The 17,330-nt window shown below is 51.4% G+C and carries 17 protein-coding genes and 1 pseudogene; 11 read left to right on the top strand and 7 right to left on the bottom strand.

The window, feature by feature from the left end:
- Positions 1–57 precede the first annotated feature (57 nt).
- The 3 genes from ET464_RS08370 to ET464_RS08360 are packed head-to-tail and all read left to right on the top strand — an operon-like array spanning position 58 to position 2,953.
- Positions 58–1,365 carry a CapA family protein gene (locus tag ET464_RS08370; protein WP_129439990.1) on the top strand — a complete coding sequence of 436 codons (1,308 nt, stop codon included), beginning with the start codon at positions 58–60 and terminating at the stop codon, positions 1,363–1,365.
- Positions 1,366–1,379: 14 nt separating this feature from the next.
- Positions 1,380–2,108 (top strand): glycerophosphodiester phosphodiesterase, encoded by a 729-nt coding sequence (locus ET464_RS08365; protein ID WP_129439988.1) that lies wholly within the window; start codon positions 1,380–1,382, stop codon positions 2,106–2,108.
- A gap of 20 nt (positions 2,109–2,128) precedes the next feature.
- Complete coding sequence (locus ET464_RS08360; RefSeq protein ID WP_129439986.1) at positions 2,129–2,953, top strand: DUF92 domain-containing protein; 825 nt, start codon at positions 2,129–2,131, stop codon at positions 2,951–2,953.
- 199 nt (positions 2,954–3,152) lie between these two features.
- On the opposite strand, the gene pepF is transcribed toward ET464_RS08360, so the two are convergent.
- The 3 genes from pepF to ET464_RS08350 all read right to left on the bottom strand — a co-directional run bounded on the left by pepF (position 3,153) and on the right by ET464_RS08350 (position 5,687).
- Positions 3,153–4,943, bottom strand: a complete 1,791-nt coding sequence (gene pepF / locus ET464_RS08355) for an oligoendopeptidase F (RefSeq protein ID WP_129439984.1) — start codon at positions 4,941–4,943, stop codon at positions 3,153–3,155.
- Positions 4,944–5,167: 224 nt separating this feature from the next.
- Entirely contained in the window at positions 5,168–5,344 is a 177-nt protein-coding gene (locus ET464_RS19795; protein ID WP_165279950.1) for a hypothetical protein, read from the bottom strand.
- A 109-nt stretch (positions 5,345–5,453) separates the two neighbouring features.
- On the bottom strand, positions 5,454–5,687 hold the full coding sequence (locus ET464_RS08350; RefSeq protein WP_129439982.1) for a hypothetical protein: 234 nt from the start codon (positions 5,685–5,687) through the stop codon (positions 5,454–5,456).
- Positions 5,688–5,857: 170 nt separating this feature from the next.
- On the opposite strand from ET464_RS08350, the gene ET464_RS08345 reads away from it, so the two are divergent.
- Together ET464_RS08345 and ET464_RS08340 are read left to right on the top strand one after the other, a co-directional pair.
- Positions 5,858–6,559: a class I SAM-dependent methyltransferase gene (locus ET464_RS08345; protein WP_244226716.1), complete on the top strand. Its 702-nt coding sequence runs from the start codon at positions 5,858–5,860 to the stop codon at positions 6,557–6,559.
- 78 nt (positions 6,560–6,637) lie between these two features.
- Entirely contained in the window at positions 6,638–6,835 is a 198-nt protein-coding gene (locus ET464_RS08340) for a cold shock domain-containing protein (RefSeq protein WP_129439977.1), read from the top strand.
- A gap of 168 nt (positions 6,836–7,003) precedes the next feature.
- On the opposite strand, the gene ET464_RS08335 is transcribed toward ET464_RS08340, so the two are convergent.
- Positions 7,004–8,188 carry an MFS transporter gene (locus ET464_RS08335; RefSeq protein ID WP_129439975.1) on the bottom strand — a complete coding sequence of 395 codons (1,185 nt, stop codon included), beginning with the start codon at positions 8,186–8,188 and terminating at the stop codon, positions 7,004–7,006.
- A gap of 159 nt (positions 8,189–8,347) precedes the next feature.
- Here ET464_RS08335 and ET464_RS08330 point away from each other — a divergent pair, with 159 nt between their 5' ends.
- From ET464_RS08330 to ET464_RS08305, 6 genes are all read left to right on the top strand, one after another.
- A complete protein-coding gene (locus ET464_RS08330; RefSeq protein WP_341869765.1) occupies positions 8,348–8,665 on the top strand; it encodes a hypothetical protein in 318 nt (105 codons plus the stop codon).
- 20 nt (positions 8,666–8,685) lie between these two features.
- Positions 8,686–9,768, top strand: coding sequence for a tetraprenyl-beta-curcumene synthase family protein (locus ET464_RS08325; protein WP_129444212.1), 1,083 nt, complete (start codon positions 8,686–8,688; stop codon positions 9,766–9,768).
- A gap of 33 nt (positions 9,769–9,801) precedes the next feature.
- Positions 9,802–10,770 carry a 6-phosphofructokinase gene (pfkA, locus tag ET464_RS08320; protein WP_129439973.1) on the top strand — a complete coding sequence of 323 codons (969 nt, stop codon included), beginning with the start codon at positions 9,802–9,804 and terminating at the stop codon, positions 10,768–10,770.
- A gap of 176 nt (positions 10,771–10,946) precedes the next feature.
- Positions 10,947–12,737: an ABC transporter ATP-binding protein gene (locus ET464_RS08315; protein ID WP_129439971.1), complete on the top strand. Its 1,791-nt coding sequence runs from the start codon at positions 10,947–10,949 to the stop codon at positions 12,735–12,737.
- A 27-nt stretch (positions 12,738–12,764) separates the two neighbouring features.
- Positions 12,765–13,436, top strand: a complete 672-nt coding sequence (locus ET464_RS08310) for a response regulator transcription factor (protein WP_129439969.1) — start codon at positions 12,765–12,767, stop codon at positions 13,434–13,436.
- Positions 13,433–14,524 carry a sensor histidine kinase gene (locus tag ET464_RS08305; RefSeq protein WP_129439967.1) on the top strand — a complete coding sequence of 364 codons (1,092 nt, stop codon included), beginning with the start codon at positions 13,433–13,435 and terminating at the stop codon, positions 14,522–14,524. The genes ET464_RS08310 and ET464_RS08305 overlap by 4 nt, the downstream gene beginning before the upstream one ends.
- A 96-nt stretch (positions 14,525–14,620) precedes the next feature.
- Here the strand turns inward: ET464_RS08305 and ET464_RS08300 are convergent, their stop codons facing one another.
- The 3 genes and pseudogenes from ET464_RS08300 to ET464_RS08290 form a co-directional block, all read right to left on the bottom strand.
- Positions 14,621–15,829, bottom strand: a complete 1,209-nt coding sequence (locus ET464_RS08300; protein ID WP_129444209.1) for a putative glycoside hydrolase — start codon at positions 15,827–15,829, stop codon at positions 14,621–14,623.
- A gap of 200 nt (positions 15,830–16,029) precedes the next feature.
- Complete coding sequence (locus tag ET464_RS08295) at positions 16,030–16,218, bottom strand: hypothetical protein (RefSeq protein WP_208543936.1); 189 nt, start codon at positions 16,216–16,218, stop codon at positions 16,030–16,032.
- 161 nt (positions 16,219–16,379) lie between these two features.
- Positions 16,380–17,221 (bottom strand): annotated as a pseudogene (locus ET464_RS08290) (YitT family protein).
- Between the last annotated feature and the right edge of the window lie 109 nt (positions 17,222–17,330).

Genomic DNA, 17,330 nt, shown 5'->3' with positions numbered 1-17,330 from the left:
TCAGACTCTGCTTTTTTTGTACATCTGATATTTTATTGAAAAGGGGAGCCTGGCTGAATGAATATGTCCCGAAGCGAACTGCATCGAAGAAATAAAGAAAATAGAAAGAAAAAAACGCGCCGGCTGCTGGCTGTCAATGTGACAATGCTTGGCGCGCTGATTGTATTAGTGGCCGTATGGTTCTCCATAGACAACCCGTTTGCGGAGAACAGCCGGCAGGCGGCTGCCGGCCAGCCTTCGCCAAGCGCGCCGGCCGACACTGTTCCTGCGGAAACGGCGGGTGGAGAAACGGGCGGCGACGGAGCAGCCGGACAGCCCGGACAAGCGGCGGAAGAGCCGGATGGCGTGCCGGCAGGCCAAGATCAGCAGGGTGGCTCTCAAGCGGAAGGAACGCCGGACCATACGGGGATTCCGCAGGATGGGAGCAGCGTGAATCTTGCTTTTGTTGGCGATATTTTGCTAGGCGCCTCCGTAGCGGACATGATTGCAAGCAACGGTTACGATTATCCGTACAAACAAGCCAAGCTGTATTTAAGCGATCCCGATATTACAGCGGGCAATTTGGAGTATCCGGTTACGGAAAACGGGACGCCGGCGGAAAATAAAACGTACGTGTTTAAAGGCTCGCCTGACGCCTTGCCGGCCTTAAAAGATTCCGGTCTTGATCTCGTGACGCTGGCAAACAACCATACGCTGGATCAAGGCGTCGAAGGCTTGCTGGATACGATGAAGCATCTGGACGAAGCCGGCATTCAGCATGTGGGCGCCGGGCATGATGATATGGAAGCGTTCCAGCCGGTTATCATTGAAAAAAACGGCATTAAAATCGCTTATATCGGCCTTAGCAAAGTCGTTCCCGATGTATCGTGGAAAGCGGATAAAAACAAGCCGGGCGTAGCGGAAACGTACGATACGACCCGCGCTGTCGCTGCGATTAAAAGTGCCAAGGAACAAGCCGATCTGGTGGTCGTTATGGTTCACTGGGGCGTCGAAAGGTCGGATAAACCCGAAGCCTATCAGCGTGATTTTGCGAAACAGTATATAGATGCAGGTGCAGATTTGATTATCGGCAGCCACCCGCATGTGCTGCAAGGGTTTGAAATGTATAAAGGCAAATGGATCGCATACAGTTTAGGGAACTTTATTTTTAGCGCGTATCCAAAAGGAGCTGCAGGCGAGACAGGCGTGCTGGGGGCGGAATGCACCAAAGGCGGAGACTGCCAGCTGCAATTTTACCCGATGTCGGGCAATAAAGCGCAGCCAGCCCCGATGGAGCAGCCGGCGGCTGAAGCGCTGCTGGCGCGTATCGAATCGATCTCATATGGCGTACATGTCAATAAAGACGGGGTTATTGCGGTTAAATAAGGAGGAACTATTTCATGAGCAACCCATGTGTGGCGCATCGGGGATGGTCCGGCAGAGCTCCGGAAAATACGATGGCCGCCATAAGGCTTGCGCTTGGCAATCGGGATGTAAGCTGGATTGAAATCGACGTTCAGTTATCGAAGGACCAGGTACCGGTCGTTATTCACGATTATTCGCTTAGACGCACCACAAATGGCAAAGGGGAAGTTAAAAACTGGACGGCCGCAGAGCTTGCTTCACTTGATGCGGGCAGCTGGTTTTCCCCCGTTTACCGGGGCGAGGCGATTCCGACGCTGGATGAGGTGCTCCATGCCGTCAAAGGCAAATGCCGTTTAAATATCGAGCTGAAAACCGAAGGCGTCAAGTATCCGCAAATTGAAAATGAAGTGCTGGATTTAATTAAGACGCACAGCATGGAAAAAGAGGTTGTAGTGACATCGTTTCATGCAGGGGCCTTGCATACGTTCCGCCAGCTGACCAGCACCATCCGGACAGGGCTTATCGTGGATTCTTGGCGCTCCAGCCTGCTTCAGGAGCTGCAAGATTTGGGAGCGGATTTTTTGTCGATCAGCCATTCCAAGCTGAATAAAGCAAGAGTGGATTGGCTGAAGCAGGGAAACATTGAAACGATGGCATGGACGCCTAACGATGTGAAATCAATCCGCAATGCGGCTTCACTTGATCCGGACTTGTTAATATGCACCAATTATCCGGATAAATGGCGTGAAGCGATGTACGGTTAAATGCAAAGGAGCAGCAGGTGATGGTGGGCATCATGGAGGATTGGTGGCTTCGGCTGCTGGCCGGTATGGCCGGCAGCGGCCTTATTGCGGCGGCTGCGTATAAGCTCCGTTCTTTATCCGCGTCCGGAGCGTGGTCGGCCGTTCTGATGGGAACGGGATTTGTAACGCTGGGCGAGCCGGTATGGTTTGCACTGCTCCTTACTTTTTTTGTGACCTCATCGTTGTGGTCCAAATGGAAAAAACGGCATCGCGCCAAGGCGGCAGCAGAAACTAACTACGAAAAAACCGGCCGCCGCGATGCGGGACAAGTTTGGGCAAACGGCGGTGCCGGGCTGCTGCTTTGCGCGGCACATGCCATCCATCCGCATATCGGCTGGCTGTACGCTTTTATAGGCGTAATGGCTTCTGTCAATGCGGATACATGGGCGACGGAAATCGGCGCCCTCAGCCGCTCCGCGCCGCGGTCGGTGACGACCGGCCGGCGCGTTCCGTCCGGCACAAGCGGCGGCGTTACGCCGCTTGGCAGCCTGGCGGCGCTATGCGGCGCCGCCGCCATTGGCGCGGTTGCCGCGCTGCTTGCCCCTGCGGGAGCAAGCCCTTTGGCGGCGCTGGCCGCCGCAGCCGCGGCCGGCCTCGCCGGCTGCTTCGCCGATTCGCTGCTCGGCGCGACCGGCCAAGCGATGTACCGCTGCCGGGTATGCGGCAGCGAAACCGAACGCGCCGCCCATTGCGGGCAGGCGGCGGAACGCACGCGCGGCTTCGCCTGGCTGAACAACGACAGGGTGAACCTCCTGTCGTCCGTCTTCGCCGGCTTGCTCGGCTGGCTTATAGGGCTGCTGCTATAATGCAGCAGCCCTTTTGCTGCCTTATCTTATAGCTCAAGCAGCGCGGACCGGAGCCGGGGCTGATTTGGCTTTGTGAGGGGTCCACGCGGTTTCTCCCATTACCAGCGTCTTAATGGAATGCAAGAGACGCAATAAAAAAAGCGGCATTCGCGAAAGAATGCCGCTTTGATGCTACTTGTAATTTGCCTGTCAGGGCCAATTATTTCGTAAGCTGTTCCATTTGCTCGATCAAGCTTTCGAATACGCTCATCGCTTGTTCGATTGGCTCCGGACTCGACATGTCGACGCCCGCTTTTTTCAAAATATTGATCGAGAAGTCGCTGCCGCCGCTCTTCAGGAAACCGAGGTAGCGGTCAACGGCCGGAGCGCCTTCATCCATAATTTGCTTCGCAAAGCTGGTAGCCGCCGAGAAGCCGGTTGCGTATTTGTACACATAGAAGCTCGTGTAGAAATGGGGAATACGCGCCCATTCCATTTCAATTTCTTTGTCGCTGACCATGCCCGGGCCGTAATACAGCACGTTCAGGTCGTAATAAATTTTGCTGAGCTCCTGCGGCGTCAGCGATTCGCCTTGCTCTGTCCGCTCATGAATGATTTTCTCGAATTCCGCAAACATCGTTTGGCGGAACACCGTCGTGCGGAACTGGTCGGCGTAATACGTCAGCAGGTACATTTTTTCCTTCGGATCCGTTGATTTGTTCAGCAAATAATCCATTAACAGCGCTTCATTTAAAGTCGAAGCGACTTCCGCAAGGAAAATCGTGTATTGCGCGTCGCGGTAGTTCTGGTTATGGTCCGAATAATACGAATGGAGCGCGTGGCCCATTTCATGCGCCAGCGTAAACATGCTGTTCAAGTTATCGTTATGGTTCAGCAGCACGTAAGGATGCGTGCCGTAAGCGCCCCAGCTGTAGGCGCCGCTTCGCTTGCCTTCGTTCTCGTAGACGTCAATCCAGCCGTTGTCGAAGCCTTCCTGCAGATGGCTCAAATAATCTTCGCCCAGCGGCTTCAAGCTTTCTTTTACCGTCGATTTCGCCTCTTCGTACGTAATGTTCATATCAAATTCATCCACCAGCGGCGCAAATAAATCGTACATATGCAGCTCGTCAACGCCAAGCAGCTTTTTGCGCAGCTCCATGTAACGGTACATGAGCGGCAGATGTTTATGGATGGTGTCGATCAGATTCGTGTATACCGACTCCGGAATGTTATCGCCGTACAGCGACATATTCAGAACGGAAGGATATTTGCGGGCTTTGGCATAAAATACGTTTTTGGCAATGTTCGCATTAAGCGTTGCGCCTAACGTGTTTTTCAGCTTGCCGTATGTTTCGTACACCGCTTTGAACGCTTCGCGGCGGACGTCGCGGTTTTTGCTCTCCAGAAATTGTATGTAGCTGCCATGCGTCAAATCGACGAGTTCGCCTTTTTCGTTTTTGATTTTCGGGAATTTAAGGTCCGCATTGTTAAGCAGGCTGAAGACGGTGCTTGGCGTCGAGCTGATGTTGCCGACCTGGGCAAGCAGCGCTTCTTCGTTTTTGGAAAGAATATGCGCTTTCTGGCGGCGCATCTCTTCCAGCGTGTGGCGGTATTTGGCCAAACCCGGGTCATGAATGAAAGCATCCAGCTGCTCATCGGATAAGGACAACACTTCCGGCGTAATAAACGACAACGCTTCCCCGGTTTCAACGCTCAGCTTTTTCGATTTCTCCGATAATGCCTGAAATTCGGGCTCAGCCGTATCTTCGTGATGCTTCATATTGGCGTACACATACAGGCGTTCCACATGCAGCGAGAGCTCATCCTCCAGCTCAAAAGCCGCTTTCAGCTGCGCAGCGTCTGCAAGCTTTCCTTCAAAAGAAGAGGCTTTCTGAATCAGTGCTTTGGCTTGCTTATATTCCTCATCCCAAGCAGCCTGGCTTGGCACCAGGTCTTCCAGCTTCCAGCGGGTTTCCGGTGCCGATTCGGATCTTTTTTTCAATTGGCTCATCGTCGAATTCCTCCTTAAATCGGTTATAGTCGGGGTTGAATGCGTCGAAGCAGGTTTTGCGTCGTCCAGCGGAGCGGCGAAGCCTGAGCCTGGTATCAACACTATAGCTAGCAATAGGGGCAGCCATTTCAAGCCAATCACCTCGCGGGCACATTTTGCTGGTAGTATGCCCCAAACCGGCCTTACAGTATGTCGCCGCGAGAGATGAAGGCTTGGTCAGCCGGCTAACCCATTGTCGCCAAACCGTACACAAGCAAAAAGAAAGCAAATGCAATCAGTGCGATCGAAATGAGCGCAAGCGGGCGTCTCATCCGTTCCGGGATGGAATTGCGCTGTAGAATGACCACGCCTCCCAGCACAAACGCCGCAATAATAAATATAATAGTAGCCGTAAAATCCATGCCTGTCGGTTAGTCCTTTCCATTGCTGCAGTGAGCGGCTTTACGTCCGCATACGGTTAATTTCGCCGCTTGGCAGCTTTATCCTGCCTGCGGGAACGGAATTGCCCCGTTATACCGACCGTAATGCGGCCAGAATGGACTGCCGTTCCTGTTCATTGCCTTCAAAATCGGAGACGCGGAAGCGGTTTTCCGCCCAATGCATCATTTGGGGGCGGCTGACGAACGTATGGCATTCTTCGCCCCACTCCTCCGATATTTCGCGGACGATCAGCGTTTTGCCCTGCACCTCCACCGTCAGCATATTGTATTTATCCTTTTTGTATATTTCGTGTTTCTTGAACATATGCAGCTCCACCTTTCTGCAAAGTCGCAGGATTAACGTCTTTGCTATCTCCCCATCATAATAATTTGGGGGATGGAAATCAACAAGTGACCATGGTAAAATGTGGATTAATTTCCTCGGAGAAGAGTGAAATTGCGATGAGCAGAGCAGAGATGAGAGGAGCAAGAAGGATGAAGAAGGCAGCGAAATACGAGCAGGCTGGCGTTGCGATGACATGCCGTTCTTATGCGGAGTATGTCCGGATGTTTGATTTGGATGTGAGCCGGCTGAGAGAAGGCGAAGTGCTGGACATTGCGGCAGGCGGATCGTCGTTTACGGCGGAGCTGAATAAGGAAGGAACGGCCTATGCCGTTGATCCGCGGTACGGCCCCGAAACAAGCGGCTGGATCCGGGAAGCGGCGGAAGAGATTGATATTTCTACGGGCAAGCTTCAACAAATCGCACCTATTTATGATTGGAGTTATTACGGCAGTCCGGAGGCGCACCGGGCCAATCGGATGAAGTCGCTGGATACATTCGCAGCCCACTGCTTAAGCGAGCAGGGCCGGCCGCATTATGTGCAGGGAGCGCTGCCGAAGCTGCCATTTGAGAGCGGGCGATTTTCGCTTGTGTTGTGCAGCCATTTTTTGTTTCTATATGCGGAGCAGTTCGGGCATAAATTCCATATTGATTCAGTTCTGGAAATGATGCGTGTATGCAAACCGGGCGGCGAGGTCCGCATTTATCCGCTCGTTTCACTTTCATGGGAACCGTATCCGGGACTGGATGAGCTGATGAATGCTGTTATACAGGCGGGCGGGAAACCGGAGCTGTTCCCGTCGAGGCTTCCTTTTATTCCCGGATCACCATTTTTTTTGAGAATTACGAATTGATTGCTTTTTCCAGTTTGAAACTGTATAATGTAGACATTCGCCGGTTTAATCGGCGGTCATTTTTAGGAGGTTGTTCATTTGAAAGGAACAGTTAAATGGTTTAACGCAGAGAAAGGCTACGGCTTTATCCAAGTTGAGAACGGAGACGACGTATTCGTTCACTTCTCTGCAATCCAAGGCGAAGGTTTCAAATCTTTGGATGAAGGACAAGAAGTTGAGTTTGATATCACAGAAGGCAACCGCGGTCCGCAAGCGGCTAACGTTGTTAAATTATAAAATTTGACAATCTTCTTGTGTAAAATGAAAGAAGCTTCGCGTCCACTCGCGAAGCTTCTTTTCCTTAAGGCTGTACGGGTACAGTACAATTTCACGCACAGACCTTGCCACAAGTAAAAAAGACGGAGCCATGACGGCTCCGTCTTTTTTTTGCTGCTTCCGTTAATGTCATGGCTTCTTATTTAACCAGATATGGTTCAGCAGGAAAGCGGCCGAAGCCGCGATACCCAGAACAGAAGCCGTTTGGAAAAAGGCTGTTCTGCCGAGCTGCTCATACAGCATGCCGCCGAATGTGCCGCTTAATGCGCCGGCCAGGCCAAGCCAGATGACGGTAAATACCGCCTGGCCGGACGCCCGGTATTCATCCGGAATCATATGCGAAATGTAGCGCAGCGCCGTGGAGAAAAAGATGCCGAACGAAACGCTGTGCATGAACTGTGTCACGATGATCCAGTGCGGGTCGGACACCTGGCTGTTAATCCAGAAACGAATGCCGTACATCAGAGCGGCCAGGGCGAGGAGCGGCAGCTCCTTAAACCGGTGGCCGTATTTGCCGAGCAGGAACAAAATCGGAATTTCACTGGCTGCCGAAGCCAGCCAAGCAAGCCCGATCAGCGACTGGCTTGCGCCCATCTGGCGCATGCTCACGGCAAGGAAACCTTCATACATCCGGTGAGGTATCGAAACCAGCAATATAATACTGAAAAAAATAACGACATGCTTATTTCCTACTACTTTAAAAAAGCCGGAAAAATCCATTTTGGAAGATCCGGCTCTATAGTCCCGGAGGAAAAACGCTAAAATGAGCGTGAGCGAAATGGTCATCCACGCAAGCGGCAGCGTCCAGTTGGGTCCAGTCGCCTTCAGCACGAGTCCAAGAAAATAAGCTGCCAACGCAAAACCAAGCGATCCGAAAATCCGAATGAGCGCGTACGGCGTTTTGGTATATTGGCTGGACAGTAAAATCATGCTGTCCGTCAGCGGATTCATCGGCGTCTGGAAAAAATAAAAGGCCGCCATAATAAGGCACACGACCGCAAAATGCTGTGCGGGAAACAAAGCCGCCATCGCAGCCAGCTGGCCGAACAGCAACAGGATCAGCAGCTTTTTGACCGTACGGTACCGGTCGCTTGCTAGACCCATAATTAAGTTGCTGACGATCGAAATAATGGGTCCAGTCGAATAAAGCAGCCCGATTTGCTGCTCCGAATACCCGCCGTCCAAAAAATAAAGCGGCAAAAAGGATGTCACAACCGCTTGCGTTGTATAAACCGCAAACGTATACCCCCGGAGCGCCAGCGTTTCTTTTTTGGCAGAGGCGGATTTGGTTTGCACTGAGGCAGATAAGTCCATTGTGGTTGCATCTCCGTTATGTTAATTTCCTGTTTTTCTGTCCAAGTATAGCATGAAATGCACTTTACGCAGCCATTTTTCCGGCAATAATGTTTGGATCTGGCGCGGATGCTGGATTATTAACGGTTGAAATGGTACATTAGTGTTGGAGGTTCTTGGATGATAAATGACCATTTTAAGCGGGATGACAGGCTTGGGTTATTGCTGCCGGCCGTTGATGGATTGTGGCATGAGCTGGAGCCGGACGAACAAGCCGCTATCGTGGCAAGATGGGAATGGATCCGCGGATCGATTCCGGACCTCGTCAAACAACTGGAAACGGTTATTAACCGGAAGCAGGATCAGCTGAACCAAGAAGACAACTTTGAGGTTTCGTGCAGGCTGAATACGGAAATTGCCGAATATGCCAGCCGCATTAATGATTTACTCATTTGGTATCGTGCCGATCAAGAGGTTGATAGCAGGCCTCATCGTTAAACTAGGATTGGAGGGGTATGATGAGAGCAGCAAAATTAGACGGCCGGCATATCCCCCAAAGCCCATTTAAGCTTATGTATCGCGTGTATAAATATGTCCTGCCCAGTGTCGAGCACGAATTACGGCAGCTGCGCGCTTTTGCCGAACGGATCCCCGATCCGGAGCTTCGTGCGCAGGCGCTGGACAGCCTAACCAGCAAGAAGTTTCATTGCCAAGGCGGCGCCGTATATGCGGCGGCTAATTTGGAGCAGCGAAACACGCTCATTCCGCTTATTGTCGCGCTTCAGACGATTAGCGATTATTTGGATAATTTATGCGACCGAAGCACTTCGCTTGATCCGGATGATTTTCGGCAGCTGCACCAATCTATGCTGGATGCTGTTCATCCCGGCGCGGAGCTTCAAGATTATTACGCTTTGCATAACGAGAAGGATGATGGCGGCTATTTGCGCCATTTGGTGCAGACTTGCCAGCGCCATGCCGCAAATTTGCCTTCTTACGCCAGCGTCCAGAGCGCTGTAACGGAACTGGTGATGTTATACAGCGACCTTCAAGTGTACAAGCACATTCGCCGCGAATTGCGCGAGCCGCGCCTGCTCGCCTGGTGGGAGCCGTACCGCAGCCGTTACCCGGAATTACAATGGAACGAATTTGCCGCGGCTACCGGTTCAACGTTAGGCATGTTTACGCTTTTTCTCGCTGCCGGCAGCGAAGGGCTAACTGCCCGGGAAGCTGATGCGATTAAAAATACATATTTCCCGCATGTATGCGGCCTGCATATTCTGCTTGATTATTTAATTGATCAGGAAGAGGATGTCCAAGGCGGCGATCTTAATTTTTGCAATTATTATGACAATTACACACTTCTTGCAGAGCGTATGTCCATGATTGCCAGAAGAGCCCGCGAAGATGTGGTTGTACTGCCGGGTTCCAAATTTCATCGCTTAATTATTGAAGGCTTGCTCGCCCTTTATTTGTCAGATCCGAAGGTGCGTGGTCAAGCGGAAGTACGTATGGTGACCCGGAAATTGATGAAAAGAAGTCCGCTCACCCGGGTTTTCTTTTTGGTCAACAGCGTATGGATCCGCCGGCAGCAGGCTTGACATATTATTATGATGCTTATGGGGGAATGACACATGTCAGCAGTGAAATCAATCGCCGTTTTAACCAGTGGAGGGGATTCGCAAGGCATGAACGCAGCCGTTCGTGCTGTTGTCAGAAGCGCATTGTATAACGGACTGGAGGTTTATGGCGTCCAGCGCGGTTATCAAGGGCTGCTGAATGACGATTTGCGCCAAATGGATCTGCGCAGCGTGGGCGATATTCTTCAACGCGGCGGTACGGTGCTGCAAACGGCGCGCTGTAAAGAATTTCTCACCTCAGAAGGGCAGCAGCGCGGTGCGGAAGTGCTCCGTTCGCGCGGTATCGACGGTTTGGTTGTCATTGGCGGCGACGGTTCTTACCAAGGGGCAAACAAGCTGAGCAAGCTGGGCATCAAAACGATGGGATTGCCTGGAACGATTGATAATGATATTCCGTTTACGGACGCTACAATCGGGTTCGACACGGCTGTAAGCATTGTTGTGGATGCAATCAACAAAATCCGCGATACGATGAGCTCGCATGAACGTGCATCGGTAGTGGAAGTAATGGGCCGCCATTGCGGCGATATCGCTTTGCATGCCGGACTAGCGAGCGGTGCGGAGACGATTATTGTGCCGGAAGTCCCTTATGATATAAAAGAAGTTTCCGAACGGATGAAAGCAAATTTTGAAAAAGGCAAACGCCACAGCATTATCGTCATCGCGGAAGGCGCAGCAAAAGGTGAAGACGTTACCCGTGAAATTACGAACGAAACCGGACTTGATGCGCGCGTAACGGTGCTTGGGCATATTCAGCGCGGCGGAACGCCAACCGCTATCGACCGTATTTTGGCGAGCCGTTTGGGCGATTTCGCTGTGCAGCAGCTGATGGCCGGCGAATCCGGCAAAGGCTGCGGCGTTATTAACAGCAAGCTCGTGGCAACGGATATCGAAACGATCGTCAATACGAAAAAACCGTTTAATATGGAATTGTATGAACTGGCGCTTCGCCTGTCGCAATAGCGCACAGCAGCAGACCATACTTAACGAAAAAAGGCACAGGGCATTATGCTCTGCGCCTTTTTTGTTGCGGAGAAGGAGATAATAAGCTGATTTAAATCCAGTTTACATAGGAGCGGTATCTTGTAGTTTATAAAGCCCATCAAGGTCACATGAGCAGGCAATTAGGGGGAGACAGAATGGAGAACAATCGCACAGGCCGATCCGCCATAAAAGACGGCGGAGGCCAAACAAGTCCTAAAAAACATTTGCGTCCTTTCATAAAACTGATCCGGGATACGAAGCCGCCGAAGTGGACGCTTGGTATCGCTGTTATCCTCAGCGTATGCTCGACGGTCGCAGGCTTGTTCGTGCCGCTTATGACCAAAAGTGTGGTGGACAGCTTTACATTATCCGAGCTGAACGGCTGGCAAATGGCGGTGCTCGGCTTGTTCTTCGGAATGCAGGCGCTGGCGTCCGGCGTTTCGATTTATTTGCTTGGCAAGGCCGGCCAATATGTAGTGGCTCAAATCCGCGACAGGTTGTGGAAAAAGCTTCTGCTGCTGAAGATGCCCTATTATGACGAAAATCGGACCGGCGAGACTGTCAGCCGGATGATGAACGATACGGCTGTCGTCAAAGGTTTGATTACGGAGCATGTAACCGGATTTTTCACCGGCATCATTTCCATTATCGGCGCCGTTATTATTTTGTTCACGCTGGATTGGCGGATGACGCTGTTAATGCTGCTTGCCGTCCCGCTGACAGCACTGATTATGTTTCCGATCGGACGCATGATGCTCCGGATTTCGAAATCAATGCAGGATGAGACGGCAAGTTTTACTTCCACCTTGAATCAGGCAGTGTCGGAAATCCGGCTTGTGAAAGCTTACCGTGCCGAAGGCATCGAATACGAAAGCGGCAAACAAGCGATTGGCCGTTTGTTCCGGCTGGGCGTCAAAGAAGGCCGCGTTCAGGCGTTTATCGGCCCGCTGGTCGGATTTGTTATGATGGCTGTTATGGTGCTGCTGATCGGTTACGGCGGCATGCGGGTTTCTTCCGGCGCGCTTACCGCCGGCGATCTTGTCGCATTCATTTTGTATTTGATGCAAATCATTATGCCGATCAACCAGATTTCCACCTTTTTTACGCAAATGCAAAAGGCGGTCGGAGCAACGGAGCGGATTATCGAAACGCTGGAGGCGCCGGTTGAAGCGCTGGAGCAAGGGCGGAAAGTGGAGAATGCCCGTCTTCCGATCCGGGCGGAGCATCTTTCGTTTGGTTATAAAACGGATGAGCGCGTAATCAAAGATATCAGCTTCACCATTGAAGCAGGCAAAATGACCGCTATCGTTGGTCCAAGCGGAAGCGGAAAAACGACGTTATTTGCGCTGTTGGAACGATTTTATGAGCCGCAGGAGGGGCAGGTTCGGCTGGGTCCGGATCCGATTTATGAATTGTCGCTTGCGTCTTGGCGCAAACAGATCGGGTACGTATCGCAGGAAAGCCCGCTTATCGCCGGCACGGTTAAAGATAATATTTGTTACGGCCTCGACAAGGATGTCACGGACGAAGAGCTGCGGATGGCTGCGGCTATGGCTTATGCAGACGGCTTTATAAGCGAGCTTCCTGCCGGCTATGATACCGAAGTTGGCGAAAGAGGCGTGAAGTTGTCCGGCGGCCAGCGCCAGCGGATCGCTATCGCCAGGGCGCTTTTGCGCAATCCGCAAATTTTGCTGCTGGATGAAGCGACGTCAAGCCTCGACAGCAAGTCGGAACAAGCGGTTCAGGAAGCTTTAAGCGTGCTGATGAAAGGGCGCACGACGATCGTAATCGCGCATCGCTTGTCCACCGTTGTGGACGCGGACCAGATCCTGTTTATGGACCATGGATCCATAACCGGCAGGGGAACGCATGACGAGCTGATGCGGACGCATTCGCTGTACCGGGAGTTTGCCGCGCAGCAGCTGCGGATCGCCGAGAAGGTATAACGATAAAAGGAAGCGGGAGGTATTCCGATGATCAAATTGCTTGTTGTAGATGATGATCCGCATATTCGGGAGCTGGTGAGCCATTTTTTGAAAGAGGAAGGCTTTACAGTGCTGCAGGCGTCCGACGGCTTGGAAGCGATGGATAAGCTGGAAGACCATAAGGTGGATCTGGCTGTTATTGATGTCATGATGCCCGGCATGGATGGCTGGGAGCTGTGCCGGCAGCTGAAGGAAGTCTGGGACATCCCTACACTCATGCTGACGGCCAAAGGCGAAGTGGCGCAAAAGCTGAAAGGATTTGAGCTGGGGACGGACGATTACATGGTGAAGCCGTTCGAACCGCTTGAGCTAGTGGCAAGAGTGAAGGCGCTGCTGAAACGATACCGGATTGAAGCGTCTCAAATGATTCAGATCGGCGGTTTGTGGATGAACCGCAAAACGTACCAAACATCGGTAGGCGGGACGGAAATTACGCTGCCGCTCAAAGAGTTCGAGCTGCTGTTCAGGCTCGCCAGCTATCCGGGGCAATCGTTTTCCCGCGGGCAGCTGATCGAGGAAATATGGGGTTATGATTTTGAAGGTAACGAACGAACGCTTGATGTCCATATTAACCGGCTGCGGGAGCGTTTTCCCGAAAGCTGCGGTTTCCGAATCAGCACGATCCGGGGGCTTGGCTACCGGCTGGAGGTAACGGGATGAATATTCGGTTTATGAAGGCGCTGGCGCAGATGATAGCGGCTGTCGTCGCCTTTTTGTTTGTGCTGCTTGCCTGCTGGAGTGTCGGGTATTGGCTGCTTCCTTATTTGCTGCATGCGTTCGGATGGAAGCTGAATCCGTACATTCATCAGATGGCCAATGTGCTGCTTGGCATCATCATCATGTATTTGTTTGTGATGACGATTATGCTGTTAACCGGCCATAAACGAAGGGAAAACGGGCAGTCGCTAATTGAGGCGATGGAGCGGATAGCGAAAGGCGATTTCAGCGTCCGGCTTGATCTGCGCAAGGAAAATATGGGGCCGTTTAATGAGACGCATCCGTTTGAGAATATTGCCAACGGGCTTAACAATATGGTGCTGGAGCTGCAGCAGCTGGAGCATATGAGGCAGGAGTTCGTCTCGAACGTTTCGCATGAAATCCAGTCTCCGCTGACGTCGATCAAAGGCTTTGCGCGGGTGCTGCGCAATGCCAAACTAAGCGAGCAGGAGCGCCAGCAATATTTATCGATCATCGAGGCGGAAAGCGAACGTTTATCCAAGCTAAGCGATAATTTGCTGAAGCTTGCTTCGCTGGATTCCGAGCGGCATCCTTTTGAGCTGAAGCGCTATCGCCTCGACCGTCAGCTCAGCCGCATTATTTTGTCGTTTGAGCCGCAATGGACCGATAAATCGATTCATATGCAAGTAAATTTGCATGAAGTGACCGTAGAAGCGGATGAAGATCTGCTCAGCCAAGTGTGGGTGAATTTGATTCATAACGCGATCAAATTTTCACCAAAGGACGGCACGATTACAATTGAGCTGAAGCATGACGGAAGCGGGTTGTTATTCCGGATCGCAGATACGGGCATCGGAATCGCCAAAGAGCAGCATGAAGCTGTGTTCGAACGGTTCTTTAAAGTGGATGCCGCACGCAGCCGTGAAGCGGGGGGAAGCGGACTTGGGCTTTCGCTCGTCAAAAAAATTGTGGAACTTCATCACGGCACCGTGCAGGTTGAAAGCGAATTGGGGCACGGCACGGCGTTTCTGGTGAAGCTGCCGGATTGCCAGGAAGAACCGGCTTCATAACGGCTTAGCTTTTTCCGCCGCTGCGCTCGTAAGCCATTTAACCAAAAAAAGACGTTCCGAAAGTATGAAGTAACTTTCGGAACGTCTTTTTTTTTACTAATCCGGATCGGCGGAAGCGGAAGTGTCAAACGAATATTTATTGCCGGCATTCCAGAGCAAATATTCATTGACGCCGGAATCCTTCAGCGCTTTGATTTGCTGCTCGACCTGCTCCTTGCCGTATTTCATATAATGGCCGCGGCCAAGCCAGTTTGCGGTAAAATCCTGTATCCACGGGCGGATAACCGGTTTCAGGCTGCCCATGGGGTCCAGTTTTTTATGCGTATCCTCCATCGCGCCTTTTATAGTCGCATAAGGGTTCATATCGGGATCATCCAGATGGAACCAGCCGGAGCTGTAGTGGCTTGGATAGATCATCGGCGAGATGACATGTACGTCATTTGAAATTTTAACAAAATCTTGCCCGATCCCTTGAGCAGCAGGGACGGATGCAGCGTAGCCAAATATATCGACCGATACCCGGACGCCAAGCGGCTCCAGCTGCTGCCTTGCATATTTGACAAAACCGGCAATGGTGTCCACGCGGGATTTGTCCGTTTTTTCGTAAGTTAACGTATCCGCATTGGTTTCAAAGCCTTCCGGAAAGCGGACATAGTCAAACTGGATTTCTTTAAATCCGAGCCGGGCAGCCTCTTTGGCAATATCTACATTATATTTCCATACTTTCTCGCTGTACGGATTGACAAAGCTTTCGCCTTTGCTGTTTTTTAACAACGTCCCGTCCGCCTGCAAAAACGATAGCTCCGGGTGCTTTGTAGCGAGCATCGTATCCTTAAACGTTACAATCCGGGCGATCGGATAAATGTTATGCTGCTTTAACGTATCCATAAGGCCTTTAATGTCGCCGATGTACTTTTGCGGCGTCCCCAAATCCAGAAGTTCCGGCGTTTCCGTCGCGTATGTAATATATCCGTTGTCGTCTTTCATATCGATAACCATGCTGTTCAGCTCCGTATCGTCGACCAGCTTGATCAGCGAGGGCATCCGGGCTCCGCCTGCAGAGTAAGCGGATACGTAAATGCCTTTAATTTCGGGAGCGTCCGGCTGCGGATCGGTTTTGGCTGCAGGAGCTGAATTATCCGATTCGCCGGGTAAAGCAGGGTAACCTTCAGCCGGTTGAACGATCGTCGTTCCGGCTGCTGCATTAATATAAGAAACCGCAAGCTGCTGGGCGGTGATGTCTTGATCCCCGTTGCCGCCCATAAGGCCGTACAAAAGCAGCAGTGAAGATAAAATAATGTCCATCATGCTCTCTCCCCGTAAGCGTTTCGTCTTTATTATAAGCACAATTGGACGAGGTTGCACCTGCTTTTTCGAAGATAAGGACGGATTATCATATAGGGTTGTTGCCTTGGTCATCCTCTTCAAGCGCCGAAAGCAAACAAAAAACCTGCCCCTGGCCAGGGCAGGCTCGTAAAGACAAGGCCGTTCGTATTCATGCTTCGTTACTGCAAACAAGCATTCCTTTGCTGTTCCAAAATGCTCTGCTGCACAATCTCAACAGCGTCCTCCGGCTCCAGCACAGAGAGTCCGTCGCGCAGCACGATGCTGATGTCGAGCTCCCGTTCGGTCAGAAATGAACTTAACTCCGGAACGAGTTTTTCCACAATCTGTGACAATTTGACAGTTTCCATATCCACTCAGCATCACCCTTTCAATGAAAGTTCGAAAATCGAAAATTCAGGGCAAATCTTATGGCAAGAAACGTGGAGCGACGGGATACTCACAGTATAACAGGAAAAATTTCAAAAACATAGGGATATACGGCATTTCCCAAACGCCTATTGCCTGTTTTTTAATCATTTTGTCTGTGGAATTCGCCGATAATGCCCGCCGTTTCTACGATCGTCACAAAAGCTTTGGGATCGATTGATAGAATCATTTTCCTGAGGTCCGCTAATTCGTATCTCGTTCTTACGGTCATTAGCATATCCCGTTCTTCTTGAGAATAAGCGCCACGCGTCTTCATAATGGTTACCCCTCTGCGATGCTTCAGAAGCTTGCTCAGCATTTCTTCTGACTTGTTCGTGACGATAAACGCCGTGATTTTCAAATGGCGGACATGGATAATGTCGACAACCTTACCGGCGGTGTAGATGGAAAGCAAGGAATAAAGCGCCAGATTCCAGTCTTTTTTGAACAACACCAGCAGCAGGATGACGAGACCGTTCAAAATAAAAATAATCATGCCGATCGGCAAATCGCGCCTTCGGGTCACAATGGAGGCTATAATGTCGAACCCCCGGTCGAACCGTTAAACCGCAGGGCAAACCCGGTGCCAAGGCCAAGAATGATTCCGCCGAATACAGCCCCGAGCACAATATCGTCCGTAATCGGCTTAACCGGGATCAGCTGCATAAACAGCGTGGAGGCCACCACGTTCAATATGCTTAATCCGATAAAACGGCGTCCCAGCATGACCCAGCCCCAAATGAGCACGGGAATGTTCAATACCAAATACAGCCAGCCGATATTGCTACCGGTTATGTAGCCGATCATCATCGCTATGCCGGATATACCGCCGCTCAGCAGCTGGTGCGGTATAAGAAACAAGTTGAAGGAGACGGCGATGAGCACGGAACTGCATAACATAACGATACTTGTGACCGCGGCATATACATAAGGTGACTTGATCATGAAGGCCCTCTCCAAACTTGGGGATTACTGGCACAAATGCCTTGTCGCTTCGCTTTATAGTATGGCTTTTTATGCTTAGCTGGTATTCGTCCATCTGTTTGTGATATAA

Origin of the sequence: Paenibacillus protaetiae (assembly GCF_004135365.1) — a bacterium.
GTDB classification, from domain to species: domain Bacteria; phylum Bacillota; class Bacilli; order Paenibacillales; family Paenibacillaceae; genus Paenibacillus_AP; species Paenibacillus_AP protaetiae.
Note: the sequence above shows the minus strand (reverse complement) of the source record. Positions and strands in the feature narration are given on the sequence as shown.